Source organism: Ideonella flava (genome assembly GCF_051857595.1).
Lineage (GTDB): Bacteria > Pseudomonadota > Gammaproteobacteria > Burkholderiales > Burkholderiaceae_C > Ideonella.
The window spans coordinates 401,427-428,230 of record NZ_JBPZHD010000006.1 but is presented as its reverse complement, the minus strand read 5'-3'; the positions used below and the strand labels follow the sequence as shown (position 1 = coordinate 428,230).

Below are 26,804 nucleotides of genomic sequence, written 5' to 3'. Positions count from 1 at the left end.
TCTTACTTGGAGGTCAACGACTTGCCGGTCTTGGCGGCACCCTTCTTCACCGCCGCCTTGCCTATCGCTTCGATGGTCTCGCGGGCCGCATGCAGCTCGCCCAGCGCCCGCTTGTATTCGGTCGGGAAGACCTTGACGAACTTGGAGCGCGAATCGGCCCAGTGGTCCAGGACCTCGCGCGCCCGCAGCGAGCCCGTCCACTTGTGGTGGTCCTCGATCAGCTTCTTCAACAGCGACTCGTCGGTCTGCTGCTGGTGCCAGATGGCCGGGTCGACGGTGTCTTCCTGCTCCTGGCCGGTCAGCACCTTCTCCAGCGTCACCATCGCGGTGTTGCAGCGCTTGGCGAACTGGCCGTCCTCGTCGAACACGTAGGCGATGCCGCCGGACATGCCGGCCGCGAAGTTGCGGCCCGTCTTGCCCAGCACCACCACCGTGCCGCCGGTCATGTATTCGCAGCCGTGGTCGCCCGTGCCCTCGACCACCGCGGTGGCGCCAGACAGGCGCACCGCGAAACGCTCGCCGGCCACGCCGCGGAAGAAGGCTTCGCCCCGCGTCGCGCCGTACAGCGCCGTATTGCCGACGATGATGTTGGCCGTCGCGTCACCGCGGAAGTCGATGCTGGGCCGCACCACCACGCGGCCGCCCGACATCCCCTTGCCGGTGTAGTCGTTCGCCTCGCCGATGAGGTAAAGCGTGATGCCCTGGGCCAGGAAGGCCGCGAAGCTCTGGCCGCCGGTGCCCTCGAGCTGGATGAACACCGTGTGGTCGGGCAGGCCTTCGGGATGGCGGCGGATCAGCTCGCCGGACAGCATCGCGCCCACCGAGCGGTTGACGTTGCGCGTGTCCTCCATGAACTGGATCTTCTCGCCGGCATCCAGCGCATCGCCGCAGCGCTTGATCAGCTTGCGGTCGAGCGACTTCTCCAGCCCGTGGTCCTGCTCCTCGACGTGGTAGCGCGCCACCTCGGCCGGTGCCTGCGGCCGATGGAAGATGCGGCTGAAGTCCAGGCCCTTGGCCTTCCAGTGGGTGATGGCCTTGCGGGTGTCCAGCAGGTCGGCGCGGCCGATGAGGTCGTCGAACTTGCGGATGCCCAGCTGCGCCATGAGCTGGCGAGCCTCTTCGGCCACGAAGAAGAAGAAGTTGACGACGTGCTCGGGCTTGCCGGCGAATTTCTCGCGCAGCACCGGATCCTGCGTGGCCACGCCCACCGGGCAGGTGTTCAAGTGGCACTTGCGCATCATGATGCAGCCCTCGACCACCAGCGGCGCGGTCGCGAAGCCGAACTCGTCGGCGCCCAGCAGCGCGCCGATCACGACATCGCGGCCGGTCTTCATCTGGCCGTCTGCCTGTACGCGCACGCGGCCGCGAAGGCGGTTGAGCACGAGCGTCTGCTGCGTCTCGGCCAAGCCGAGCTCCCACGGCGTGCCGGCATGCTTGATGGACGACCACGGCGAGGCGCCGGTGCCACCGTCGTGACCGGCGATGACGACGTGGTCCGCCTTGCACTTGGCCACGCCGGCGGCGATGGTGCCCACACCCACTTCCGACACCAGCTTGACGCTGATGGAGGCGCGCGGGTTGGCGTTCTTCAGGTCGTGGATGAGCTGCGCCAGGTCCTCGATCGAGTAGATGTCGTGGTGCGGCGGTGGGCTGATCAGGCCGACGCCCGGCACCGAGTAGCGCAGGAAGCCGATGTAGTCGCTGACCTTGCCGCCGGGCAGCTGACCGCCCTCGCCGGGCTTGGCGCCCTGGGCCATCTTGATCTGGATCTGGTCGGCCGAGACCAGGTACTCGGTGGTGACGCCGAAGCGGCCGGAGGCGACCTGCTTGATCTTCGAGCGCAGGCTGTCGCCTTCCTTGAGCTCGTAGTCCGAGGCCACCACGCCGTTGCCGATCACGTCCGACACCTTGGTGCCGGCGGTGATGGGAATGCCCTTGAGCTCGTTGCGATAGCGCGCGGGATCCTCGCCGCCTTCACCGGTGTTGCTCTTGCCGCCGATGCGGTTCATGGCGATCGCGAGCGTCGTGTGGGCCTCGGTGGAGATGGAGCCCAGCGACATGGCGCCGGTGGCGAAGCGCTTGACCAGCTCGACCGCCGGCTCGACCTCGTCGACCGGGATGGCCTTGGCCGGATCGAACTTGAACTCGAACAGGCCGCGCAGCGTGAGGTGGCGCTTGCTCTGGTCGTTGATGATCTGGGCGTATTCCTTGTACGTCTCGAACTTGCCGGTGCGGGCGCTGTGCTGCAGCTTGGCGATGGCGTCCGGCGTCCACATGTGCTCTTCGCCGCGGGTGCGCCAGGCGTACTCGCCGCCCGCGTCCAGCATGCTCTGCAGCAACGGGTCGTCGCCGAAGGCGGCGCGGTGGTTGCGCAGCGCTTCTTCTGCGACCTCGAACACGCCTATGCCCTCGACCTGCGTGGCGGTGCCGCGGAAGTACTTGGACACCATGTCCTTGTTCAGGCCTATGGCCTCGAACAGCTGGGCGCCGCAGTACGACATGTAGGTCGACACGCCCATCTTGGACATGATCTTCGACAGACCCTTGCCGATCGCCTTGACGTAGTTGTAGACGGCCTTCTCGGCAGACAGCTCACCCGGCAGCTCCTGGTGCATCTCCACCAGGGTCTCCATCGCGAGATACGGATGCACCGCCTCGGCGCCGTAGCCGGCCAGCACCGCGAAGTGGTGCACCTCGCGTGCCGAACCCGTCTCGACCACCAGGCCGGCCGTCGTGCGCAGGCCTTCACGCACCAGGTGGTGGTGGATGGCCGACAGCGCCAGCAGCGCCGGGATCGCGACCTGCGAGCGGCTGACCCGGCGGTCCGTGATGATCAGGATGTTGTGTCCGCTCTTGAGCGCATCCACGCTCTCGGCGCACAGCGAGGCCAGCTTGGCCTCGATGCCGGCCTTGCCCCAGGCCAGCGGGTAGGTGATGTCGATCTCGTAGGACTTGAACTTGCCGCCGGTCGAGCCCTCGATGGCACGAAGCTTGGCCATGCCCTTGAAATCGAGGATGGGCTGCGACACCTCCAGCCGCATCGGCGGGTTGACCGCATTGATGTCGAGCAGGTTGGGCTTGGGGCCGATGAAGCTGTTCAGGCTCATCACGATGGCCTCGCGGATCGGGTCGATCGGCGGGTTCGTCACCTGGGCGAACAGCTGCTTGAAGTAGTTGTACAAGGGCTTGTTCTTGTCCGACAGCACCGCCAGGGGCGAGTCGTTGCCCATCGAACCTATGCCCTCCTCGCCCGCCGTGGCCATGGGGGCGAGCAGGAACTTCAGGTCCTCCTGGGTGTAGCCGAAGGCCTGCTGGCGATCGAGCAGGGATTCGCTGGAAGCGGGCGGCTGCGCCTCGCTGGCGGGGATCGAATCCAGCCGCACGCGGACGTTGTCGATCCACTGGCGATAGGGCCGCGCGCTGGCGAACTGGTTCTTCAGCTCCTCGTCGTCGACGATGCGGCCCTGCTCCAGGTCGATCAGGAACATCTTGCCCGGCTGCAGGCGCCACTTCTTGACGATGCGGTTCTCGGGGATGGGCAGCACGCCGGACTCCGAGGCCATCACGACCAGGTCGTCGTTGGTGACGATGTAGCGCGCGGGGCGAAGACCGTTGCGATCCAGCGTGGCGCCGATCTGCTTGCCGTCGGTGAAGACCATGGCTGCCGGACCGTCCCAGGGCTCCATCATCGAGGCGTGGTACTCGTAGAACGCGCGGCGGCGCTCGTCCATCATCTCGTGCTGCTCCCACGCCTCGGGGATCATCATCATCGCGGCGTGGGCGAGCGGATAGCCCGACATCGTCAGCAACTCGAGCGTGTTGTCGAAGGTGGCGGTGTCGGACTGGCCGAAGAAGCTGATGGGATAGAGCTTCTTCAGGTCCTCGCCCAGCACCGGCGACTTCATCACGCCTTCACGGGCGCGCATCCAGTTGAAGTTGCCCTTGACGGTGTTGATCTCGCCGTTGTGGGCCACCATCCGGTACGGGTGCGCCAGCGGCCATTCCGGGAAGGTGTTGGTCGAAAAGCGCTGGTGCACCAGTGCCAGGGCCGACACGGTGCGCGGATCGGCCAGGTCCTTGAAGTACTGGCCGACCTGGGTGGCCAGCAGCAGGCCCTTGTAGATGATCGTGCGGCAGCTCATGCTGGGCACGTAGTACTCGCGGCTGTGCGTGAGCTTGAGCGCCTGGATGGCAGCCGAGGCGGTCTTGCGGATGACGTAGAGCTTGCGCTCCAGCGCGTCGGGCACGATGACGTCGGCCCCGCGGCCGATGAACACCTGGCGGATCACCGGCTCCTTGGTGCGCACGGCGGGAGACATGGGCATCTCCATGTCCACCGGCACGTCGCGCCAGCCGAGCAGCACCTGGCCCTCGGCCTTGATCGCCCGCTCCAGTTCCTGCTCGCAGGCCAGCCGGGACGCATGCTCCTTCGGCAGGAAGATCATGCCCACGCCGTATTCGCCCGGCGGCGGCAGTGTGACACCCTGGGCCGCCATCTCGGAGCGGAAGAAGTCGTCTGGGATCTGGATCAGGATCCCCGCGCCGTCGCCCATCAGCTTGTCCGCACCCACCGCGCCACGGTGGTCGAGGTTCTCCAGGATCTTCAGACCCTGGGTGACGATGGCGTGAGCCTTCTGGCCCTTGATGTGGGCGACGAAGCCGACGCCGCAGGCGTCATGCTCGTTGGACTTGTCATACAGGCCGTGGTGGGCCAGGGATTCGATTTCTTCGTGCCGCGTCGTCTCGACAGCGGCGGCGGGAAACTGCGGCGTGGCCTCGGGCATGGCAACGCTCCTCGACGTTGGCTAAGGGGAAACGCGAGGGTACGAGAAAGCCATGCGGGGGACAAGTGCTTTTAATGAGGGTCAGAGACGTATTATTAACTGCACCATTTCGAAACAGTTTTAATTGGGGACACTGTCGTGCGGGTCCGGAATCCGCACCTTCGGAGGGCGCCCTCGCTTCCGGGGCGCCAGGGACAGCCCCGTGAGCTTCTCGAGTTCGGCAAGATAGGCGGGATCCCCCAACGGACGTCCGCTCACCAGGGACGAGACCATGCGCTGCACTTCGGCCGCAGACACCCCTTGCTCCAGCCACGCCTGATAGGCCGCTTCCCGCTCGAATGGCGTGTTGCCCAGCGCCCAATACGGCGCAGGATCGGTGATCAAGGGATCCCTCGCGCCTCCCAGGTGATGAAGCAGGCTGGACCAGGCGTACTCGCGCAGGCCGGTGGCCAGGCCGACACGTTGGGGGTTGAGCTCGATGAATCGCATGCAGGCGAGCACGTTGCTGGCGCCTCCCAGCAGATGCGCCCGGTAGCGTCCTTCATAGAGCGTGCCGGACCGCCCGTGGCGGTGGTTGAAGGCCCCGACGTAGCGACGCCCGAGGTTCTGGACGCTCCGGCTCAGGCCTTCGGCGTTGTGCGGGGTGGCCAGCAGGTGAAGATGGTCCGGCATCAGCACATAGGCGTGAACCGCGACCTTCTGCTCTCTCGCCACCTCGGCCAGCAGGCTCAGCAGTCGGCGTCGGTCCTCGTCGTCGACGAAGATCGGCTGGCGGTTGTTGCCCCGGATGAGAAGGTGGTGCGGGTGACCTGGAAAGGTCAGTCTTGCTTGCCGTGCCATGACCGGAGTCTAGGCGGCTTCCCGACCCCGACCCCTTTTAGAAGGCTGGCGTCAATCGGCGAACAGCCGGGTGCCGGTGAGGCGGATGTGCTCCCGGATCGCGAATCTGTCCGTCATGCCGGCGATGTAATCGGCCATGGATCGCATCGGATCGGCCGTTCCGGCATGGTCCGGCGGCAGCTCGCCTGGGCGGTCGCGGTAGATCATGAACAGGTCGGCGATGACCTGCTTCGCCGCATCGGTGGTCGCCATCACCTGCGGGTGGCGGTAGAGGGCGCGGTACAGGAATCGCTTCATCTTGGCGCTGCCCTCGCGCATCGCCGGACTGAAGCCGACCAGCGGCGGCATCAATTTCACGGCGTCGGGGCTGTCAGGCCTGGCTTCGTCGAGCCTGGCCCGCGTCGTGTCGATCACGTCGTAGACCTGCGCAGAAAGCATGCGGCGCAGGATCTCTGCCAGCAGTCTTCGATCGCCTCTTGCCGCCAGCCCGGGATGCTGCGCAAGCGTGTCTTCGTGGAACCGCTCGAAAAGCTCCACCTCCCGAAGCTGGCTCATGGCCAGCAGGCCTGAGCGCACGCCATCGTCGATGTCGTGCGCGTTGTAGGCGATCTCGTCTGCAAGGTTGGTCAGCTGCGCCTCGAGGCTGGGCTGTTGGCCGCGCAGGAATCGCTGGCCGATCCCACCCGCTTCCGTCTCCTCCCAGCGGCGCGCCAAGGCCAGGGGACAGCGCTTGAGGATGCCCTCGCGGGTCTCGAAGCACAGATTCAGGCCATCCCACTCCGGGTAGCGCTGCTCGAGCTTGTCGACGACCCGCAGGCTCTGCAGGTTGTGCTCGAAGCCGCCGTGACCGGCCATGCACGCATTCAGCGCGTCCTGGCCTGCATGGCCGAAAGGCGTATGGCCGAGGTCATGGGCCAGTGCGATGGCTTCGACCAGATCCTCGCTGAGGCCCAGGCTGTGCGCGATCGACCGCCCCAGCTGGGCGACTTCGAGCGAATGGGTCAGCCGGGTGCGAAAAAGATCTCCCTCGTGGTTCAGGAAGACCTGCGTCTTGTAGACCAAGCGTCTGAAGGCGCTGCTATGGACGATGCGGTCGCGATCGCGCTGAAAGTCGGTGCGGGTCGGCGCCGGCGGCTCCGGGACCTTTCGCCCACGACTCGCGGCGGCGCTGCTGGCCCAGGGTGCGAGACCGGACTCGCGTGGCGCGGGTTCGAAGGGACCGGCGCCGGTCATGCTGCGGGCCCTCAGCCGCAGTGGGCCGCAATGCATTCGGCCACGAGGCCGTCTGGCGCGGTACGCAAGGCGGCCCGTCCCAGCCCCTCTATCACGACGAAACGGATATCACCCGCCTCGGCTTTCTTGTCGACGCGCATGTGGCGAAGGTATTCGTCCGTTCCCAGCGCGGGGCCGCGGGAAGGCAATCCCGCCCTCTCGATCAGCCGGGCCAGCCGCCGACACAGGCCGGGCGGCGTGAGGCCCAGCCGCTCGGAAAGTTCGGCGGCCATCACCATGCCCGCTGCCACCGCCTCGCCGTGCAGCCACGCCCCGAAGCCGAGTCCCGCCTCGATGGCATGGCCGAAGGTGTGGCCGAAGTTGAGGATGGCCCGCAAGCCGCCTTCTCGTTCGTCGGCCCCGACCACCTGGGCCTTGATCTCGCAGGATCGCCGGACGGCATGGACCAGCAGATCCGGCTGGCGCCTGCGCAGCCCCTCGATGTTCTGCTCCAGCCATTCGAGGAAGACCGGGTCCGCGATCGGACCGTATTTGATGACCTCCGCCAAGCCGGCACTCATCTCGCGCGAAGGCAGTGTGGCCAGGGTGTCCAGATCGCAGATCACCCGAGCGGGCTGATGAAAGGCCCCGACCATGTTCTTGCCCAGCGGATGGTTGATCGCTGTCTTGCCACCCACCGATGAATCCACCTGGGCCAGCAAGGTGGTGGGCACCTGGACAAACGGCACACCGCGCATGTAGCAGGCCGCCGCGAATCCTGTCATGTCGCCAACGACACCACCGCCCAGCGCGAAGAGCACCGTCTTGCGGTCGCAGCCCTCGGCCAGCAGTACGTCGAAGATGCGATTCAAGGTGGTCCAGTCCTTGTAGGCCTCGCCATCGGGCAGGCCCAGGAGGTGGACCTGGCGGTACGTCGCCGAAAGACGGGCCGCCAGTTTCTCGGCGTACAGCGGGGCGACCGTCTCGTTCGTGACGATCAGTGCGTGGCTTGCCGCCGGCAAGCCCTGCCACACGAGCTCATCCGCCAGCAGCCCCGGGCCGATGAGGATGTCATAGGACCGTTCGCCGAGGGAGACCGGCACTCGCGTGGGCAGCGGCTGCCCCATGCCCGGATTGGCCTTGGTATTCATAGGCGGGCGAGTTTAAGCGCCCGGCTGCGGCCCACCCGGCTTGGCATTCAGGCCCGCCATCTCGAGCTGCATGTGCAGCAGATTCACCAGCGTCGGCACGGAGGTGCGCCCCGTGTCGAGCACGAAGCTGGCAACCTCCCGGTAAAGCGGGTCCCGCTGCCGGAACAGGTCGCGCAGGCGCCGCAGCGGATCGCCCCCTTGCAGCAGGGGCCGGTGGGTGTCATGGCGCAGGCGCCGGGCCAGGTCCTCCGGCGTCGCTCTCAGGTAGACGACGTGGTTGCCCGGCTGCGCCAGGGCGCGCCGATTGGCTGGCCTCAGCACCGCCCCGCCGCCCGTGGCCAATACCAGCTGCGAGGGGCGGGCCAGGCGCTCGACGACCTCCTGCTCGATCTCGCGGAATCGCTCTTCACCCTGGCGATCGAAGAAGCTGCGGATCGAGCAGCCTATCTGCCTTTCGATCTCTGCATCCGAGTCCGCGAAACTCCAGCCCATCTGCCGCGCCAGCTGACGCCCGGCTGTGGATTTGCCACAGCCGGGCATGCCGACGAGGACGATGGTCACTGGCTACACTGGCTCTTGCCGGTGTCCGGCGTCGTCGCGGTCGTGACATCGAACGAGTACGACGTGGCGACACCCTTGGGCGAAGTGGTGGTCACCGAGATCGCGCCAGCCGCAGCGTCAGTGAACTTGTACAGGATGGACGCACCCGTGGCCGAGGAGGTGCTGGGGATCGGCGTACCGCTGACCGACACCGAGATGCCCGACGTGGCACTGACCGTGACCGCCGTGCCCGCCGGCATCGGGTTCAACCGGTTGGTGTTCGTGTCGGAGACCAGGAACTTCAGGCTGCCCTGGCTCGGCATGTTGTACAGCTTGCCCGCGCCCATCAGGAAGTAGGTGCCGCTCGCTCCACTGTCGCCGACCACCGAGAACGTCTGGCAATCGCTGTCGATCTTGGCCGTGCCGACATTGGCAATCACGCCGGCACCGGAGCGATACCACATCAGGCGCGACGTCGAGGTCGAGAACACCGTCTCGGTGGCGCGCCGGACATAGGCGCGTCCCCAGGCGCCGTCGCAGGTGGTGCCGGCCACCGACGGGATGGTCGCGTCCAGCGTCAGCAGCCCGCTCGGGTCCTTCACCGGATCAACTGCCGCGCAGGCCTTGGAGCCGGTGATGCCGAGCGAGATGAACTGGTCCAGCACCGGATCGTAGGTCTGGCTGAAGCTGCGGCTCAGGAAAACGTCGCCCAGGTCCTGGAACGTCTCGCTGCCGGTGGTGAAGATGTTGTCGCCATTGACGTCGAGGAAGGATTCCTCGCCGAGCGCGTAGGCCAGCACCGTGACCCGGCCGTCCGCGGGACGAGGCGACGAGGACCGGAAATTGACCGTGGCGCTTCCGATGCCGTCGGTGATGCTGATCTGCTTCGTGGACTCGATCTGGCCGCCTTCGGTGACGAAGTTGATCGACGTGCCGGCCGGCACCGGGTTGCCCAGGCGATCGGAGGCGTAGATGGTGTAGTTGTTGACCGTCCCGTCGTAGTCCATGCCCTCGATGTTGATCGTGGCCTGCGAGAGCGAGAAGTTGAGCTGCGAAGGCAGGCCCACCGCGATGCTCAGGCTGCTCGAGACGGTCGAGATGTTGGTCCCCTCGAGGGTGGCCTTGATCCGCACCGGGGTGGGCACCGTGCCGGAATTGATCCGCACCGTGACCTGCCCGTTGGAATCACTCAGCTTGGTCACCGCCGAAGAGCCGCCGTCCATCGTCAGGCCGCCGGCCAGCGTGGTCGGCTCCAGCACGACACTCTGGTTCGGCAGCGCGTTGCCCGCCTCGTCCTTGACCACGAAGGTGACCGTCGAAGTCTCAGTGAAGCCCGAGTTCTTCAGGTAGATCGTCTCGGGCGATGCCGACACGAAGCCCAGGCTGCTGGCGCTGGGCGAAGCCAGCGGGATGGTCAGCGAAGAGGACGTGGTGGTGCCGGTGATCGTCACCTGCACCGTGTCCGCGCTGTCGGTGGCGCCGCACTGGGCATCCTTGTAGGTGAAGCTGGCCGTGCCGTTGGTGGTCGTCTGCGCCTCCGGCGTGAGGGTCGCCTTGTTCTTGTTGGCGCACAGCGAGACGATGGACAGGGCCACCGGTGTCCCGGGCGTCGTGCCAGCCAGAGTCACGGTCAGGTTGGCCTGGCCATAGGCACTCAGCGTGCCACCGCCCAGGTCGGAGGTGAACGACGCGATGGTCACTTCCGTCGCCGTGATCTGGAAGCCGCTGGTCGCCGTGACCACGGTGCCATCGACCGTTGCACTCGCAGTCACCGTGTCGGCACCCGAGGTGGTGCTGGACGCCGGATACAACGCCACCGATGCCTGGCCGGACGTGTTGGTCAGCGCCGTGTTGGCGCTGAAGGTGCCCAGGCCGCCCACGGTGCCGAAGTTCACCACTGCGCTGGGAACGGCGACGCCCGAGGCGTCGCGCAAGGTCACCGTCACCGTCGCCGGCGACGTGGCGGTCACGGTCTGGCTGGAAAGGCTCATCACCATTTCCGGCGAGCCCCCGCCCGAGCCTTCGACGACCGCAAAGCTCTTGGTACGGGTCACGCTGCCGCTGGTGACGGTGATCGTGATCGTGCGGGGGGTCGTGTCGTCGCCGATGCTCACCGTGGCAGACACTTCGCCGCTGTCGTCCGTTTCGGTGCCGTCCGCTATGACCACACCACCGTTGTCGGCGGTGATGGTGACAGCCGCGCCCGAGACCACCTGGTTCGAGGAATTGACCGCGGTGACCGTCATCGACACCGGATCGGCCGATCCGTTGGCCAGCGACGTCGGGACGCCACTGATGATGAGGTTCGCGACCTCCGAACTTCCGCCGCCGCCGCCGCAGCCCAGAGCGCAGTCGCCTGCGCTGCCTCCGCCACCACCGCAACCGGCCAGCAGTGCGGTCATGGTCAGCCCGAGTGCCCAGGCCTTCATCCGTCGAATCATTGAGAGCTCCACTATGCGTCGTCAGCGAGCGCGATCAGCGCGCCGCCGAATGGTCGTTCACGATCTTCGGCGTGATGAAGATCAGCAGTTCGGTGCGTGTGCTGAGCTTGACCTTGTCCTTGAACAGGTAGCCGAGATACGGGATGTCGCCAAGGAGAGGAACCTTGTTGACGTCCTCACGATCGTTCTGCGTGAAGATGCCACCGATCACCACCGTGCCGCCGTTCTCGACCAACACCTCGGTGGTGACTTCCTTCTTGTTGATGGCCGGGCCGGCGGTCGTCGCCTCGCCGCGGCTGTCCTTCGACACGTCCACCGACAGGATCACGTTGCCCTCGGGCGTGATCTGCGGGGTGACTTCCAGCTTGAGCGTGGCATCCCGGAACTGCACCGAGGTCGCACCGCTGGATGTGGCCACCAGGTAGGGGATTTCCTCGCCCTGCTTGACGATGGCGCGCTTCTGGTCAGCGGTGATGACACGCGGGCTGGAAACGATCTTGCCGCGGCCTTCGGCTTCGAGGGCCGAGAGCTCGAGGTTCAGGAACCGATTCGCGGTGGCGCTGAACAGCGACAGCGCGAAGGTCGCCGCCGACGCGGTACTGATCGTGCCCGTGCTCGCCGGCAGGTTCACGAATTGGGTGTCGTTGTAGCTGGTGGGCGTGTTCGGCGTCTGCAGTGTCTGCACGCCCACGTTCGAATAGTTGCCCCCGACGGTGAGGTAGTTGCCGTTGCCCACCGAGTATCCCGGGATGCCTCCACGCAGGCCGCGAAGATCCGCACTGCCCAGCTTCACGCCGAGCGCGCGGCCGAACTTGTCGTCGGCCTCGACGATGCGAGCCTCGATCAGCACCTGGCGTACCGGCACGTCGATCTTGGCGATCATCACCGCGACTTCCTCCAGCTTGGAAGGGATGTCGGATACGAAGAGCTGGTTGGTGCGTCCTTCGGCCATGACACTGCCGCGCGGCGACAGGATGCGGATGTTGTTGGAGCCGGAGCCGGCGGTCGTCGTCACGCTGATCGCCTTGCCGTCGGCACCCACCATTTGCCCCAGCAGAGCCCGGGCGATGTCCTCCGACTTCGCATAGTTCAACTGGAAGGACTGGGTTCGCACCGGCTCGAGGTCGGCGATCTTCTTCTTCGATTCAAGCTCGACCTGCTCCTTGGCGGCGAGCTCTTCCTTGGGCGCGATCCACAGCACGTTGCCGGACTTTCGCATGCCCAGGCCCTTGGCCTGGAGGATGATGTCCAGCGCCTGGTCCCAGGGCACGTCCTTCAGGCGAAGCGTCACATCGCCGGTGACCGTATCGCTCGTCACCACATTGAAGTTGGTGAAGTCGGCAATCACCTGCAGCAGCGATCGCACCTCGATCTTCTGGAAGTTCAGCGACAGCTTCTCGCCTTGATAGCCCGGACCTTGGGTGACCTTGTTGGGGTCGAGCTTGACCGGCCGGACTTCGAGAACGAACTGCGTGTCGGTCTGGTAGGCACTGTGCTCCCAGGCGCCGCGCGGCTCGACGACCATCCGCACGCGGTCGCCGCTTTGCACCGTGGAAATGCCTTGGACCGGCGTGCCGAAATCGGAGACGTCGAGCTTTCGACGCAACGCTTCGGGCAGGGTCGACCTGAGGAACTCGACCACCAGGTTCTGCCCCTGCTGGCGCAGGTCCACGCCGATCTGGGTACTGGCCAGCCCGACGATGATGCGACCCGAGCCGTCTGCTCCGCGGCGGAAGTCGATATCACGCAGCGGCAGCTGCTCGACGTTCTGGCTGTTCGCAAAGTGGACAGGTTGCGACGGGGCCGCGCTGGCCACCGCCCCCGATGCCGACGGCTGATCCAGCGAGATCAGCAGCACCTTGCCCTGCAGTTCAGTGCGGTAGTTGGTCGCCTGCTTGAGGTTCAACACCATGCGAGTGCGCTCGCCGGCACTGGCGATGTTCACGCTGCGCACGTTGGCCGAATTGATTTCCACGGCCGATTTGCCCATGCCGTTGGCGACGTTGGGCAGGTCGATAGCCACACGGGGCGGGGCCTGGATGACGAAGCCTGCCGGCGCGGAAGCCAGCGGTTCGCTCAGCTCGACGCGGATCACCTCCCCCGTGGACTGCTGATTGCTGCTGATCGATCGGATCAGGTTCTGCGCCCAGGTCAGCCCCGGCATCGCGAGGCCGAGGGCCACCAGCAGCCCACCCACAGTCCAACTACGCATCTTGCGTGACTCCAACTCGTTATTCATCGCGCCTTCTCCTGCAGCTGGAGGGTCGTGGTGCGCTCGATCCATTCGCCCGCCGCGTCCTGCACGAGTTCGCGCAGCGACAGTTCCGTTTCGTCGATCTTGGTGATCTGGCCGTAGTTCTGGCCCATGTATTCGCCGGCCTTGACGTAGTGCAGCAGCTTGTCCACCTCGACGAGGGCATACGGGCGGCCCTGGCGTGACACCATGCCGACCATCTTCATCGCATCGAGGGGATAGGCCTCCAGCGGCTCCTTGCGGCGTCGCATCTGGGCGGCCAGCATGGGGTTGGACTGACCACCGTCCACGCGGGTGCCCGTCGCAATCTTCTGGATGCTGAAGGGTTCGACACCCGTGATTGCACTGTAGGGCTGGGGCGCGAACTTCTTGGGCGCGACGATGGGCTCGACGTTCGGCTTGGCGGCGCGCTTTTGCTGCTCCATCCACTGCGTCAGCTCGTCGATGTTGGCGCCGCAGCCGACGACCACGAACGTGGCGCCGAGCAGGCTCAGACCAAGGCGCTTCATGACTTCTTGCCCTTATCTTTTTGCTTCGCCTTGGCAGCCGCCGCCTTGACCTCGGCGACTTCTGCGGCATCGAGATAGCGGTACGTGCGCGCCGTAGCCTCCATCGTCAGATTGCCCGACGGATCCTTCTCCTTCGGCGGCGGTGTGATCGTGAGGTTGTGCAGGGTCACGATGCGCGACAGGTTCGCCACGTCGGCCACGAACGAACCCACGTCGTGGTAGCGGCCCGAAACCTTGATCGCGATCGGCAATTCGGCGTAGTAGTCCTTGACCACCACCTGACCGGGCCGGAACAGCTCGAACTGCAGTCCTCGCCCGATGCCGGCCTGGTTGATGTCGGACAGCAAGGCATCCATCTCGGCCTTGCCCGGCAGCTGCTTCTCGAGCTGGGTCACGTACTCCTGGACCTGCTCCTTCTGCCGCTTGAGTTCATCGAGATTCACGGCTTGCGCCAGCTTGGCGCTGTAGTCGCTCTTGAGCCGGGGCTCCTTGTCGCGGGCCGCCTGGAGGCCGGCATCCGCGTCGCTGAGCACGGCCACCCAGCCGAGCACGACGACGGCGATGGCCACGGCGATGCAACTGGCGATCTTCGGCAGGATGGGCCACTGGCCCGGCTCCTTCGGATTGAGCTCGCGGAACTGGGCTGATGCGCGCCGAAGGGCGGCGCCAACATCAATGCGGGGGGTAGTGGACTTGGTCGCCATCATGCGCCTCACGAGACCTTGGCGGGCTTGGCCTTGGGAGCGCTGGCTGCACTGCCCGCTCCTGTCGGCGCCTGCGGGCGCTTGATCGACACGCGCATCGAGAAATCGAACAGGCGGCGCGCCTCCCGGTCCTTGCCGAGCGTGACGGCCTTGATCTCCACCAGCTCGGGCCGCTCCAGCCACGGCGAGCTGTAGGCGGTGTTGCGCAACATTTCGGACACTCGCTCGTTGGTTTGCGACATGCCGCCGATCGTCACGATGTTGCCGCTCTGCTTGACCGAGGTGAGGTAGATGCCTTCGGGGGTCTGCTTGACGAGTTCGTCCAGCAGATAGACCGGCACGTTCCGGTCGGTCTGCAGATCCTCGACCGCCTTCTGCCGCGCCTTCAGGGCTTCGATCTCCGCCTTCAGCGTGGCCACGTCCTTGATCTGCTCTTCGAGCTTCTTGATTTCTTCGGCCAGGAACCGGTTGCGGGACTCCTGCGCCGAAGTCATCTGCTGCAACACGCCGAACCACAGGATCACGATGCCCGCGCCGACGAGTGCGGCCAGGCCCAGGGCCGAGAAGAAGGCCCTCTTGCGTTCCTGCCGGCGCGCCTCGCGGTGCGGGAGTAGGTTGATCAGGATCACTGCACGAACCTCCGCATCGCCAGACCACAGGCCGTCAGGTATGACGGCGCCTCGCGCCGGAGCTTGGCCTCGCGCACGGACGAACCGAGTTTCATGCTTTCGAATGGATTGACCACCTTGGACGCGAAACCGGTCACTTCCTTGACCCGCTCGCGCAGGCCAGGCATGGCCGCCGTCCCACCGGCCAGCATCACGTAGTGCACCTTGTGGTGCGGCGTGCTGGTGAAGAAGTACTGCAGGGCCCGCCCGATCTCGTGGGCCAGGCTGTCGACGAAGGGCGTCAGCAGCGTGGACTCGTAGTCCTCGGGGAGGTCGCCGCTGATCTTCTTCTGCTCGGCTTCCTCGTAGGAGAAGCCGTACTGACGCGAGATCAGCTGGGTCAACTGCGATCCGCCGAAGGATTGGTCGCGGTCATACAACATCTCCTCCTCGCGCAGGACCTTGAGGCTGGTGGTGTCGGCACCGATCTCGAACAAGGCCACGAGCGAATCCTTGCCTTCGTCCGGCAGGGCATTGATCAACCGGCCCATCGCGAGCCGGGAGGCGTGGGATTCGATGTCCAGGACCACCGGCGTCAAGCCGGCAGCCTCTGCCAGACCCTGGCGATCCTGCACGCGGTCCTTGCGCGAGGCGGCGATCAGCACATCGACGTCGCCAGCCGAATTGGCGTTCGGGCCGATGACGCAGAAGTCCAGACTCACTTCGTCCAACGAAAACGGGATGTATTGATGGGCTTCGGATTCGACCTGGAGCTCCATCTCGTCCTCGCGCAGCCCGGCCGGCAGCACGATCTTCTTCGTGATCACCGCCGACTGGGGCATGGCCATGACGACGTGGCGCGTCTTGGTGCCGCTTCGGCTGACGAGGCGGCGAACGGCGTCGGCGACCTCGTCGAATTTTTCGATCTGGCCATCGACGATCCAACCCTTTTCGAAGGGTTCGCTGGACAGACGCTCCAGAACCAGTTCGCCGGATGCGGACTGAGACAGTTCCACCAGCTTGACACTGGAGGAGCTGATATCGAGGCCAATCATCGGCGGATGCTTCTGGCCCAACAGGCGGTCAAGGAAACCCACGGATCGCGGCTCCAGCAGCGCCACAAGCGGACGCAAAGTTAACAAAGCACTTCAATGCTAGCAGTACAAGTGTTGGGAAACAAAGGAAAAACGGCCAGCAAATCACGCTCCTCGTTGTGAATCTCACACGTGTTTCGGTCATCTCCAAAAAGGCCCACCGAGGGTTTTCACCAGCGTCTGTGACCAAGCGTTTACGGACGCAAGCAACTGTTGGCACGGACCCATTTCAAAGGGCCGTCGACGGCTCCGGGTTCCATTTCCCCCATTTCTATAATCGGCCCGCCTTTGCAGGAGCCTCATGAGCGACGAGCGTGAAAAATCCCCTTCGACCACCGCGGGCGGAGCCGCCCGGAGCTGGTGGCGTCTACCGGCTCGTTTGCTGTTGGGGGCTCTGGGGCTGGTCACCGCCGGCGTCGCGGTCGTCCTGATCGGCGCGGCCATCGCCCTCGCGGTGGCCTACCCCAACCTCCCGGAGCTCGACTCGGTCACCGACTACCGCCCGCGGCTGCCGCTGCGCGTGTTGTCCGCCGACGGCGTGCTGCTGGGTGAGTACGGCGACGAAAAGCGAACCTTCACACCGATCGCCCAGATCCCGAAGGTGATGCAGGACGCCGTGCTGGCGATCGAGGATGCGCGCTTCTATCAACACAGCGGCGTCGACTACATCGGCGTGCTGCGCGCCGGACTCGCCCAGTTCGGCTCGGTCGGCAGCCAGGGGGCCTCCACCATCACCATGCAGGTGGCGCGCAACTTCTATCTTTCGACCGAGAAGACGCTCACCCGCAAGCTCTACGAGATCCTTCTGGCCCTGAAGATCGAGAGCCAGCTCAGCAAGGACCAGATCCTCGAGCTGTACATGAACCAGATCTACCTGGGCCAGCGCGCCTACGGCTTCGCGGCCGCCAGCGAGATCTACTTCGGCAAGCCACTGAAAGAGATCTCCATAGCGGAAGCTGCCATGCTGGCCGGCTTGCCCAAGGCCCCGTCCGCCTACAACCCGATCGCGAACCCGAAGCGCGCGACGCTGCGACAGCAATACATCATCGACCGCATGCTGGACAACGGCTTCATCACGGCCGAGCAGCACGCCACCGCCAAGGCCCAGGAGCTGAAGTACCGGGTCCAGACCGACGTGGCGGTTCACGCCGAGTACGTGGCCGAGGTGGCACGCCAGCTGGTCTTCAGCCAGTACGGCGCGGAGACCTACACCCGCGGCCTGCAGGTGCAGCTGACGGTGCGCGCCTCCGACCAGCTGATCGCCTACCGGGCGCTGCGCCGCGGTCTCCTGGACTACGAGCGGCGACAGGTCTATCGAGGCCCGGAGGCCTACATCGACCTGCCCGCCGACCCGAAAGCGGTCGATGCCCGTGTGGCCGAGGCGCTGGCGGACCATCCGGACAACGACGAGCTCAAGGCCGCCGTCGTGCTGGAAGCCGGGCCGAAGAAGGTCGTGGCCGTCCTGCAGTCGGGCGAGTCCATCACGGTGACCGGCGATGGACTGAAGCCCGTCGCCTCCGGGCTCGCGGCCAATGCCGATGCCAAGCGCCAGATCCGACGCGGTGCCGTCGTGCGGGCCATCAAGGGCACCAAGGGCGACTGGACCCTGACGCAGCAACCCGAGGTGGAAGGCGCGTTCGTGTCCATCGAGCCCGCCAACGGCGCCATCCGTGCCATGGTGGGCGGCTTCGACTTCGGCAAGAACAAGTTCAACCATGTGACGCAGGCCTGGCGACAGCCCGGCTCCAGCTTCAAGCCGTTCATCTACTCGTCGGCGCTGGAAAAAGGCTTCACACCGGCCACCGTCGTCAACGACGCCCCCCTGTTCTTCGATGCCGGAGCGACCGGCAGCCAGCCGTGGGAGCCCAAGAACTACGACGGCAAGTTCGAGGGACCCATGCCGCTGCGCACCGCGCTCGCCAAGTCCAAGAACATGGTGTCGATCCGGATCCTGCAGTCGGTGGGTGTCGACTACGCGCGCGACTGGGTCACCCGCTTCGGTTTCGACCGCGAGAAGCACGAGCCCTACCTCACGATGGCGTTGGGGGCCGGCTCCGTCACCCCGATGCAGATGGCCACCGCCTACAGCGTCTTCGCCAACGGCGGCTACCGCGTCACGCCGGTGCTGATAGAGCGCATCTACGACTCACGCGGCAAGGTCTTGCACCAGGTCGACCTGAAGTCGCCCGACGAATCGCAGCGCGTGATCGACGCACGCAACGCCTTCGTGATGGACAGCCTGCTGCAGGAAGTGACCCGCTCGGGCACCGCGGCACGCGCGCAGGCGACGCTGAAGCGGCCGGATCTCTATGGCAAGACGGGCACCACCAACGATTCGATGGACGCATGGTTCGCGGGCTTCCAGCCGAGCCTGGCGGCGATCGTCTGGATCGGTTACGACACGCCTCGCAAGCTGGGCGACCGTGAGACGGGCGGCGGCCTCGCGCTGCCGGTCTGGATCGAATACATGAGCCAGACGCTCAAGGGCGTCCCGGTGGCCGAAGCCAAGGTGCCCGAGGGCGTGATCAACGTGGCCGGCGAGTGGTACTACGACGAATACAGCCCGGGACAAGGCATCACGACCCTGGGGACCGAGGATGCCCTGCCGCAGGCCCCCACCGAAGACGAGAAGAAGGGCATTCTCGACTTGTTCCGCTGACCCCCACGCCCCCTTCCGGGGGCTGCCTCCTCGAGGGGCCTCTTGCAGCGGACCGGCCAACCCCGATCCGCGACAGCGGCCTGGATCCGATGGGCGCTTCGCGTGTCAGGCAGGCGCGGCGAATGCCAGCGGCTTGCCCGCTTGGGCGGTGGCCTGGTCGGACAGGCGCTGGAAGAAGTCGGCGCCGTCGCGGGTGTCGAGCCAGCGGCCGTCTGGCTGGAGGCGGAAGTGGTAGCCGCCGGCCTTGGCCGCGAGCCACAGTTCATGCAAGGGTGGCTGGGCATTGATGATGAGCTTGCTGCCGTCAGGCAGCGCCAGCTCTAGCAGCCCGCCGGTGCGATGGCTGTCGATGTCGATCACGTCCTCGTCCAGCCAGCGGTCGATCTGAAGCTCGATCGCGGCCAGCGCGGCATGGGCCCGCTGAAGGTATTCGGCATCGGAGAAGGAGGAAGCGGTCATGGTCGTCGGTACACTTCGCGGCATGCCGTACCGCGCCGCGTCGAGTGTAGTGGCGCCTGACCCGCGCCTCGTCCCCGGGGTCTTCCGCCACAGCACAGGAGCCCTCCTCGCGCTGGCTCTTCTGGCCGGATGCGGGCAACGCGGCCCGCTCGTGCTGCCCGGGGCAGCTCATGGTGCATCGTCGCCCGCCGCTTCGGCTCCCGCCGCCTCCACTCCACCGCCTGCTGCCGCCTCCGCTGCCCGATGACCCTGCCCGGCCACCCTTTCCTCGCATCGCACGACGATCAACTGACCCTCGAAGGTCACTCGCTGACCGAACTCGGGCGGCGCTTCGGCACTCCGCTGTACGTGTATTCGCGCAACGCGATGCGTGCCCAGGCGGCGAGCTACCAGCGCGCCCTGGCCGGCCGCTCGCACCTGGTCTGCTATGCCATGAAGGCCAATTCGAGCCTCGCGGTGCTGCAGACTTTCGCGGAGGCAGGCTGCGGCTTCGACATCGTCTCCGGCGGTGAGCTGCAACGGGTGCTGACGGCCGGGGGCCGGGCGGACCGCATCGTCTTTTCGGGTGTCGGCAAGACGGCCGAGGAGATGCGCCTCGCGCTCGATGCCCGGGTGCGCTGCTTCAACGTCGAGAGCGAAGCCGAGCTGTCCGTGCTGTCGGAGGTAGCCCACGCCATGGGACGCCGCGCGCCGGTCAGCCTGCGAGTCAACCCCGACGTCGACGCCGGGACCCATCCCTACATCTCGACCGGCCTGAAGGCCAACAAGTTCGGCATTGCGCACGAGCAGGCGCTGGCCGCGTATGCCCGTGCGCGCGCGCTGCCCGGCATCGAAGTGATGGGCATCGATTGCCACATCGGCTCGCAGATCACCAGCGCCAGCCCCTACCTCGATGCGCTGGATCGCCTGCTGGATCTCGTCGACGCGCTTTCGGCGCAGGGCGTAGACCTGCAGCACATCGATCTTGGCGGCGGGCTGGGCATCACCTACACCGATGAAGAGCCGCCCAGCGCCGAGGATCTGGTCCGCCAGATGCTGGGGCGCATCGACGCCCGCGGGCACGGTCACCGCGAGGTCCTCGTCGAGCCCGGCCGGTCGCTCGTCGGCAATGCCGGCGTCCTGCTGAGCTCCGTGCTCTACCTCAAGCCCGGGGAAGAAAAGAACTTCTGCATCGTGGACGCCGCGATGAACGATCTGGTGCGTCCCGCGATGTACCAGGCGTGGATGCGGATCGAGCCTTGCCAGCGTCGCGGCTCGACCGTGGCGCGCACCTGGGACGTGGTCGGGCCGGTGTGCGAATCCGGCGACTGGCTGGGTCACGACCGCAAGCTCGCGGTGGAACAAGGCGACGTGCTGGCGGTGCTGTCCGCAGGCGCCTACGGAATGACCATGGCCAGCAACTACAACACCCGGCCGCGCGCGGCCGAGGTGATGGTCGATGGCGATGCCGTGCACCTGATCCGCGAACGCGAGTCCATCGAGCAATTGATCGCCGGCGAGCGACTCATCGGCTGACGTCCCGGGCCGTCCGGTCGGTCAGATCCGCCCCTCCTCCACGGCGTGGCAGGCGATCTTGATGCCCTGCAACGACTGCCAGACCGGGCGCTCGCTGCGGCAGCGCGCATTCGCATGCGGGCAGCGCGGGTGGAACGCGCAACCGCCAGGCGGCTGCAGCGGGTTGGGCACCTCTCCCTGCACGGGCGTGCGCGGCCGCCCGCTCATGTGCAGGTCCGGGATCGCATCCAGCAGCATGCGCGTATACGGATGGCGCGGCGAAGCAAACAGCCGCGCTTTCGGTGCCAGCTCGACCAGCCGGCCCAGGTACATCACCCCGACTTCATCGCTGACATGGCGCACCACGGCCAGGTTGTGCGAGATGAACAGATAGCTCAGGCCGCGCTCGCGCTGCAGATCCTTCATCAGGTTGAGCACCTGGGCCTGGACCGACACGTCCAGCGCCGAGGTCGGCTCATCGCAGACCAGGAACGCCGGGCGTGTGGCCAGCGCCCGCGCGATCGAGATCCGCTGCCGCTGGCCACCGGAGAACTGGTGCGGATACCGGCGCGCATCCAGGGCGGACAGGCCGACGGCCCGCAGCAACTCGTCCACATTCGCATCGAGCTCGCCGCGATCGCGCACGAGCCCGTGCTCACGCAGGGGCTCGGCCACGATTTCGCGCACCCGCCAGCGAGGATTGAGGCTCGCGTATGGGTCCTGGAAGATCATCTGCATCCGGCGCCGCAAGGCCAGGGTGCGGGCCGATCGCTCGTGCCAATCGGCTCGCTGGCCGTCGAACAGCACCTCTCCACGCGTCGGCGCATGCAGGCCCACCAGCAGCCGGGCGACGGTGCTCTTGCCGCAACCCGATTCTCCGACCAGCGCCAGCGTGCGGCCCGCCTCGATGTCGAAGCTCACGCCGTCCACTGCGTGCACGTAGCGTCTCGGTTGACGTTCCACGAGGCGGTTCAGCCAGGGCGAGGAGACGTCGAACAGCTTGGCCAGATCGCGCACCTCGACGAGCGGCGGCTGCGTCTGCTGGTCCGCCTGCGTCACACGGCCCCCTCGGCGAGAAGCCAGCAGGCGGCGCGGGTGGCGCCCGCTTCCATCAACTCGGGGCGTTGCTGCGGGCAGCGGGGCATCACGCAGGCACAACGGGGGTGAAAGGCACAGCCGGTCGGGATGGCGTTCAGCCGCGGCATGGTGCCGTCGATCTGTGCCAGGCGCTCGCGGTCCTCGTCCATCGCCGGAATGGACCCCATCAGGCCGCGGGTGTAGGGATGCGCCGGCTGGTGGATCACCTGCTGCACCGGCCCTATCTCCACGATGCGTCCGGCATACATCACCGCGACGCGATCGCAGGCCTCCGCGATCACGCCCATGTCGTGCGTCACCAGCATCACGGCGGCGTGATGCTCGCGCGCCAGGCGCTTGAGCAGGAAGATGATCTGCGCCTGGATCGAGACGTCGAGCGCGGTCGTGGGCTCATCCGCGACGATCAGGCGCGGCTCGGCAGCCAGCGCCAGCGCGATCACCACCCGCTGCCTCATGCCGCCCGAGAACTGGTGCGGGTACTGGTCGATGCGCGCCTCGGGCGCGGGAATGCCGGTCTGGCGCAGCAGGTCGATCGCCCTTTCGCGCGCCTGAAGGGCCGACAGCGGCAGGTGCGTGCGAATGGTCTGGACCAGTTGGTGACCGACGGTGTAGAGCGGGTTCAGCGAAGTCAGCGGATCCTGGAAGATGGCGCCGATCTGCCGACCCCGCACGCGCCGCATCTCGGCCGGTGGCAGATTGTCGATGCGACGGCCGTCGAGCCGGATCTCGCCGCCGGCGATGCGCCCGGGCGGCTCGATCAGGCCGATGATGGCCGCGCCGGTGAGCGACTTGCCCGCCCCGGATTCGCCCACCACGCCGAGGATCTCGCCTGCAGCGATGGAGAAGCTCACCTCGTCAAGGGCGAGCAGGGCGCCACGCCGGGTCGGAAACTCGACGCGAAGACGCTCCACCTCCAGCAATGGGACCTGGGCCTCCGACCTCACTGCAGCCTCGGGTTGAGCGCGTCGCGCAGCCAGTCGCCCAGCAGGTTCACGCTGAGGGCGATGATCATCAGCATCGCGCCGGGGAAGACGGTGATCCACCACTCGCCAGAAAACAGGTGGTCATTGCCAATGCGGATGAGCGTCCCCAGGGACGGGCTCGTGGGCGGCACGCCCACGCCCAGGAAGGACAGCGTGGCCTCGATGATGACGGCCGAGGCGACATCGATGGTGGCCAGCACCAGCACGGGCCCCAGCACATTGGGCAGGACGTGCCGCCCCATGATGCGCCAGGGCGCCACCCCTATCACTCGAGCGGCCTGGACGTACTCCTTGTGTCGCTCGACCATCGTCGAGCCGCGTACCGTGCGGGCGTACTTCACCCAGCCGGTCAAGGCGATGGCCAGGATCAGCACCGTGAAGGCGAGCGTGTCATGCGCATTGGGAAACAAGGCCCGGCCGACTCCATCGATCAGCAGCGCGACCAGGATGGCCGGGAACGAGAGCATCACATCGCAGACCCGCATGATGAAGGCGTCGACATAGCCGCCCGCGAATCCCGCCAGCAGCCCGAGGACCACGCCCACCAGCAGGGACAGCACGACCGCCGCCATGCCGACGAACAGCGAGATGCGAGAGCCGTACATCAGGGCCGAGAGGATGTCGCGACCCTGCTCGTCGGTGCCGAGAAGGAAGCGCACATTGCCGCCATCGAGCCAGGCCGGGGGCAAGCCGGCGTCGGCCAGCTCCACGGTCGCCAGGTCGAAGGGATCATGCGGCGCCACCCAGGGCGCGAACACGGCGCAAAAACCGGTGATCAGCACCAGCAAGGTCGCCACCTGCGCCATCGGCAACTGGCGGAAGCTGTACCAGAGATCACCTTCCCGGAACCGGCGCCAGAAGCCGGCCGCTTCCGGGACGGCCGATGGGCCGGGCGGCCGGGGGTCTGGCATCAACTCCGCCATCTCGACTCAATGGGCCGTGACGGCGCGGTCCACCCGCAGCCGGGGGTCGACCGCGAAATAGAGCAGGTCCACCACGAGGTTGATGACGACGAAGATCAGCGAAATGAGGCAGAGGTAGGCGGCCATCACCGGGATGTCGGCGAACTGGACCGCCTGCACGAACAGCAGGCCCATGCCCGGCCACTGGAACACCGTCTCCGTGATGAGGGCGAAGGCGATCAGGCCGCCGAGCTGCAGGCCGGTGATCGTCATCACCGGGACCAGCGTGTTCTTCAGGGCATGACCGAAGTGGACGGTCCGCTCGGCCAGGCCCCGCGCCCGGGCGAACTTGATGTAGTCCGTCTGCAGGACCTCGAGCATCTCGGCGCGCACGAGTCGCATGATCAGAGCCAGCTGGAACAGGGCCAGCGTCACGGCCGGCAGCACGAGGTGGCGCCAGCCGTCGACAGTGAGCAGGCCGGTGGTCCAGTAGCCGAGCTGTACGACCTCCCCGCGGCCGAAGCTCGGCAGCCAGTTCAATGCCGTGGCGAACAGCAGGATCAGCAGGATTCCGATCAGGAAGGTAGGCAGCGACACGCCTATCAGCGAGAACGCCATCAAGGCCTGCGACAAGGGATGGCCTCGACGCAAGGCGGCCACCACGCCCATGGGTATGCCCAGAGCCAGGGCGAGCAGCGCTGCGATCAAAGACAGCTCCAAGGTTGCCGGCAGTCGCTCGGCGATCAAGCTCGACACCTTCCGCCCCTGCCGCAAGCTGAGCCCGAACTCGCCATGCACCGCGTTGGCCGCGAATCGCGCGAACTGGACGAACGCCGACTGGTCCAGGCCGAGGTCTGCACGAAGCTGCGCCCGCTGCTCCGGCGTCGCCTCCTGTCCCATCAGGTTGTTGACGGGATCACCCACGAACTGGAACAGGGCGAAAGCGATCAGGCCGACCGACACCATCACGACAAGCGCTTGAACGAGGCGACGGATGACAAAGGCAAGCATGCTGGGTCGGAGCTTCGCAAGCGGCATGCCGGATTGGCACGCCGCGGCGAGTGTAGCGGCGCCTGCAGTTCCGGCCGCCCCGGCGTTTGCCCGGGGCCGAACCAGCACCCCATGAAAAAAAGCCGCCCGAGGGCGGCTTTGGATCCAGGCATCGCGCCGTGGCGCGAACAGGCTTAGAAGGTGTGCTTCAGGCCCAGGTCGTAGCCGGTCTTGTTGTCCAGTGCGCTGGTGGCGCTGCCGCCGATCTTCGCGACGTCGGCATAAATCTTGGTGCGCTTGGAGAAGTTGTAATGCGCGCCGAGACCGACCTTCTTCGTTTCGCCGATGCCGTCGATGTCGTTCGTGGCGTACACGCCCTTCAGGTCGAATGCGCCGAGCGGCACGGTCGCGCCAACCAGCCAGCCCTTGGCATCCGCCCCGGCGGCCGTCGTGCCCTTGGTGTAGCCAGCGGCGAAGGTGGCGAAGCTGAAGGTGTAGCGCCCGCCGATGTTCCAGCCCTTGTCGTCGGCGTCCGCCGGATTTTCGTAGCCGACACCGATCCAGAACGGGCCAGCTGCGTAGTTGCCGGCAATCGAGAACGGCTTCTTGTCAGACACTCCGCCGTTGTTGCTGGCGCTCTCAGCGACCGAAACGCCGAGGTTGAAGCCGGCGACGGACAGGTCGTAGCGCACTGAATCGACTACGCGAGTCTTGTAGATTGCGGAAGCAGTAGAGCCGCCAGCGCCCACCACGCCATAGCGAAAACCAACCTCACGACCCTGGGCGACCGTCTCGCCGCCGAACGGGTCGATCTGGTTCTGGATCATCGTGAACGCGGGAACGTACTGGTAGCCGAGGTTCACGGCGCCGAAAGGCGTGACCAGACCCACGGTGCTGTAGCCGCGCCAGAAGGTGGCGTTGTTCTGGTTGCCCGTGTCAGCGTTCAGGCGATGCTCGAGGCCGAAGGTGGCCTTGTAGCCGTTGCCGAGATCTTCGACGCCACGGAAGCCCAGACGGCTGCCGCCACCGTAGAAGGAGCCGTCAGCAATCATCTTGTCTTCGCTGGCGTACGGCTTGGTCATCGACTGATCGATGAAACCATAAACGGTGACCGACGACTGCGCCTGGGCGGCACCGGCGAACGCGCCCAGCGCGGCCAGAGCGATCAGAGATTTATTCATGTCAGAGATCTCCTAGGTTTTGAACAAGAGGTCCCGATCGAGGGAGAAACCCGGATCACCGAAGCTGGTGGGGCCGATCAGGCCAACCTCCTCATCGGAAGTTGCCGCTATTGCACCAGAGCCCCTCTGGGGGCGCAAAGAAATCGCCCCGTTCGAGGGCGCACTTGTTGTCGTGCAACAACGGGTCGCACAGGCCTGGGCGCACCAATATGGCGCAGCGGCAACAGGACCTGCCCCGATGGCGGGTATGCTGGCGAAATGGCCACCCTGTCACCGCTGGACAACTGCCTCACCGCTCTGGACAACGCCATCCGGACCGTCTCCGGCGCGGCCCATGCCAGCCGGCCGGCACCTGGCAATGCGGACCTCCGCGCGCCCGCGCTGACATCGGACGCCAAGCGGCTGTCAGGCGCTCTCATGCGCGTCAACCACGTCGGCGAGGTCTGCGCACAGGCCCTGTACGAGGCTCAGGCGCTGACCGCGCGTAGCGAAGCGGTGCGGCGGCAGATGGAACATGCCGCACGCGAGGAGACGGACCATCTCGCCTGGACCGCTGACCGCCTCGAGGCGCTGGGCGACCGGCCGAGCCTGCTCAACCCTCTTTGGTATGCGGGTGCGTTCGCCATCGGACTCGCTGCGGGCCGGGCCGGCGATCGTTGGAGCCTGGGCTTCCTGGTCGAGACGGAGCGCCAGGTGGAGGAACACCTCGCCGGGCACTTGGACCGCTTGCCGCCGGAAGACCACGTCTCGCGCGCCATCGTCTCGCAGATGAAGACCGACGAGGCGGGGCACGCGGATGCGGCCCTCGCGGCCGGTGCAGCGCCCTTGCCGGCGCCGCTGCGCTGGCTGATGCGCGGCGCTGCCAAGGTCATGACGACCACGGCCCACTACGTCTGAAAAG

At 66.4% G+C, this 26,804-nt stretch carries 21 protein-coding genes; 4 read left to right on the top strand and 17 right to left on the bottom strand.

Going from position 1 to position 26,804, the window contains the following annotated elements:
- Positions 1–2: 2 nt before the first annotated feature.
- The 11 genes from ACS5PM_RS15665 to ACS5PM_RS15615 all read right to left on the bottom strand — a co-directional run bounded on the left by ACS5PM_RS15665 (position 3) and on the right by ACS5PM_RS15615 (position 16,098).
- Entirely contained in the window at positions 3–4,784 is a 4,782-nt protein-coding gene (locus ACS5PM_RS15665; protein WP_439388582.1) for a glutamate synthase-related protein, read from the bottom strand.
- 120 nt (positions 4,785–4,904) lie between these two features.
- A complete protein-coding gene (locus tag ACS5PM_RS15660) occupies positions 4,905–5,624 on the bottom strand; it encodes a transposase (protein ID WP_439388581.1) in 720 nt (239 codons plus the stop codon).
- A 51-nt stretch (positions 5,625–5,675) separates the two neighbouring features.
- Positions 5,676–6,857, bottom strand: a complete 1,182-nt coding sequence (locus ACS5PM_RS15655; protein WP_439388580.1) for a deoxyguanosinetriphosphate triphosphohydrolase — start codon at positions 6,855–6,857, stop codon at positions 5,676–5,678.
- 11 nt (positions 6,858–6,868) lie between these two features.
- Positions 6,869–7,987: a 3-dehydroquinate synthase gene (gene aroB, locus ACS5PM_RS15650; protein ID WP_439388579.1), complete on the bottom strand. Its 1,119-nt coding sequence runs from the start codon at positions 7,985–7,987 to the stop codon at positions 6,869–6,871.
- Between the two features lie 12 nt (positions 7,988–7,999).
- A complete protein-coding gene (locus ACS5PM_RS15645; RefSeq protein WP_439388578.1) occupies positions 8,000–8,548 on the bottom strand; it encodes a shikimate kinase in 549 nt (182 codons plus the stop codon).
- Positions 8,545–10,968 carry a hypothetical protein gene (locus ACS5PM_RS15640; protein WP_439388577.1) on the bottom strand — a complete coding sequence of 808 codons (2,424 nt, stop codon included), beginning with the start codon at positions 10,966–10,968 and terminating at the stop codon, positions 8,545–8,547. The genes ACS5PM_RS15645 and ACS5PM_RS15640 overlap by 4 nt, the downstream gene beginning before the upstream one ends.
- A gap of 34 nt (positions 10,969–11,002) precedes the next feature.
- Positions 11,003–13,207 (bottom strand): type IV pilus secretin PilQ, encoded by a 2,205-nt coding sequence (locus tag ACS5PM_RS15635; RefSeq protein WP_439388576.1) that lies wholly within the window; start codon positions 13,205–13,207, stop codon positions 11,003–11,005.
- Positions 13,204–13,731 carry a pilus assembly protein PilP gene (locus tag ACS5PM_RS15630; protein ID WP_439388575.1) on the bottom strand — a complete coding sequence of 176 codons (528 nt, stop codon included), beginning with the start codon at positions 13,729–13,731 and terminating at the stop codon, positions 13,204–13,206. The genes ACS5PM_RS15635 and ACS5PM_RS15630 overlap by 4 nt, the downstream gene beginning before the upstream one ends.
- Positions 13,728–14,435 carry a type IV pilus inner membrane component PilO gene (locus ACS5PM_RS15625; RefSeq protein WP_439388626.1) on the bottom strand — a complete coding sequence of 236 codons (708 nt, stop codon included), beginning with the start codon at positions 14,433–14,435 and terminating at the stop codon, positions 13,728–13,730. Before ACS5PM_RS15625 ends, ACS5PM_RS15630 begins: the two co-directional genes overlap by 4 nt.
- Before the next feature lie 8 nt (positions 14,436–14,443).
- Positions 14,444–15,064, bottom strand: coding sequence for a PilN domain-containing protein (locus tag ACS5PM_RS15620; RefSeq protein WP_439388574.1), 621 nt, complete (start codon positions 15,062–15,064; stop codon positions 14,444–14,446).
- Positions 15,061–16,098: a pilus assembly protein PilM gene (locus ACS5PM_RS15615; RefSeq protein WP_439388573.1), complete on the bottom strand. Its 1,038-nt coding sequence runs from the start codon at positions 16,096–16,098 to the stop codon at positions 15,061–15,063. The genes ACS5PM_RS15620 and ACS5PM_RS15615 overlap by 4 nt, the downstream gene beginning before the upstream one ends.
- A gap of 340 nt (positions 16,099–16,438) precedes the next feature.
- Here ACS5PM_RS15615 and ACS5PM_RS15610 point away from each other — a divergent pair, with 340 nt between their 5' ends.
- The gene (locus ACS5PM_RS15610; protein ID WP_439388572.1) at positions 16,439–18,796 is read left to right on the top strand and encodes a penicillin-binding protein 1A; all 2,358 of its coding nucleotides are present in this window, start codon (positions 16,439–16,441) and stop codon (positions 18,794–18,796) included.
- A 105-nt stretch (positions 18,797–18,901) separates the two neighbouring features.
- On the opposite strand, the gene cyaY is transcribed toward ACS5PM_RS15610, so the two are convergent.
- Positions 18,902–19,255 carry an iron donor protein CyaY gene (gene cyaY / locus ACS5PM_RS15605; RefSeq protein ID WP_439388571.1) on the bottom strand — a complete coding sequence of 118 codons (354 nt, stop codon included), beginning with the start codon at positions 19,253–19,255 and terminating at the stop codon, positions 18,902–18,904.
- Here cyaY and lptM point away from each other — a divergent pair.
- Entirely contained in the window at positions 19,254–19,502 is a 249-nt protein-coding gene (gene lptM, locus ACS5PM_RS15600) for an LPS translocon maturation chaperone LptM (protein ID WP_439388570.1), read from the top strand. The genes cyaY and lptM overlap by 2 nt on opposite strands.
- A complete protein-coding gene (gene lysA, locus ACS5PM_RS15595; protein ID WP_439388569.1) occupies positions 19,499–20,770 on the top strand; it encodes a diaminopimelate decarboxylase in 1,272 nt (423 codons plus the stop codon). Before lptM ends, lysA begins: the two co-directional genes overlap by 4 nt.
- A 21-nt stretch (positions 20,771–20,791) precedes the next feature.
- Here lysA and ACS5PM_RS15590 read toward each other — a convergent pair whose 3' ends face one another.
- The 5 genes from ACS5PM_RS15590 to ACS5PM_RS15570 form a co-directional block, all read right to left on the bottom strand.
- Entirely contained in the window at positions 20,792–21,808 is a 1,017-nt protein-coding gene (locus tag ACS5PM_RS15590) for an ABC transporter ATP-binding protein (protein ID WP_439388568.1), read from the bottom strand.
- Entirely contained in the window at positions 21,805–22,791 is a 987-nt protein-coding gene (locus tag ACS5PM_RS15585) for an ABC transporter ATP-binding protein (RefSeq protein WP_439388567.1), read from the bottom strand. Before ACS5PM_RS15585 ends, ACS5PM_RS15590 begins: the two co-directional genes overlap by 4 nt.
- Positions 22,788–23,741, bottom strand: coding sequence for an ABC transporter permease (locus tag ACS5PM_RS15580; protein WP_439388566.1), 954 nt, complete (start codon positions 23,739–23,741; stop codon positions 22,788–22,790). The genes ACS5PM_RS15585 and ACS5PM_RS15580 overlap by 4 nt, the downstream gene beginning before the upstream one ends.
- A gap of 18 nt (positions 23,742–23,759) precedes the next feature.
- Positions 23,760–24,743, bottom strand: a complete 984-nt coding sequence (locus ACS5PM_RS15575) for an ABC transporter permease (RefSeq protein ID WP_439388565.1) — start codon at positions 24,741–24,743, stop codon at positions 23,760–23,762.
- A gap of 173 nt (positions 24,744–24,916) precedes the next feature.
- Positions 24,917–25,903, bottom strand: coding sequence for a porin (locus ACS5PM_RS15570; protein ID WP_439388564.1), 987 nt, complete (start codon positions 25,901–25,903; stop codon positions 24,917–24,919).
- Between the two features lie 276 nt (positions 25,904–26,179).
- Here ACS5PM_RS15570 and coq7 point away from each other — a divergent pair, with 276 nt between their 5' ends.
- Positions 26,180–26,800, top strand: a complete 621-nt coding sequence (coq7, locus tag ACS5PM_RS15565) for a 2-polyprenyl-3-methyl-6-methoxy-1,4-benzoquinone monooxygenase (protein WP_439388625.1) — start codon at positions 26,180–26,182, stop codon at positions 26,798–26,800.
- Positions 26,801–26,804 lie beyond the last annotated feature (4 nt).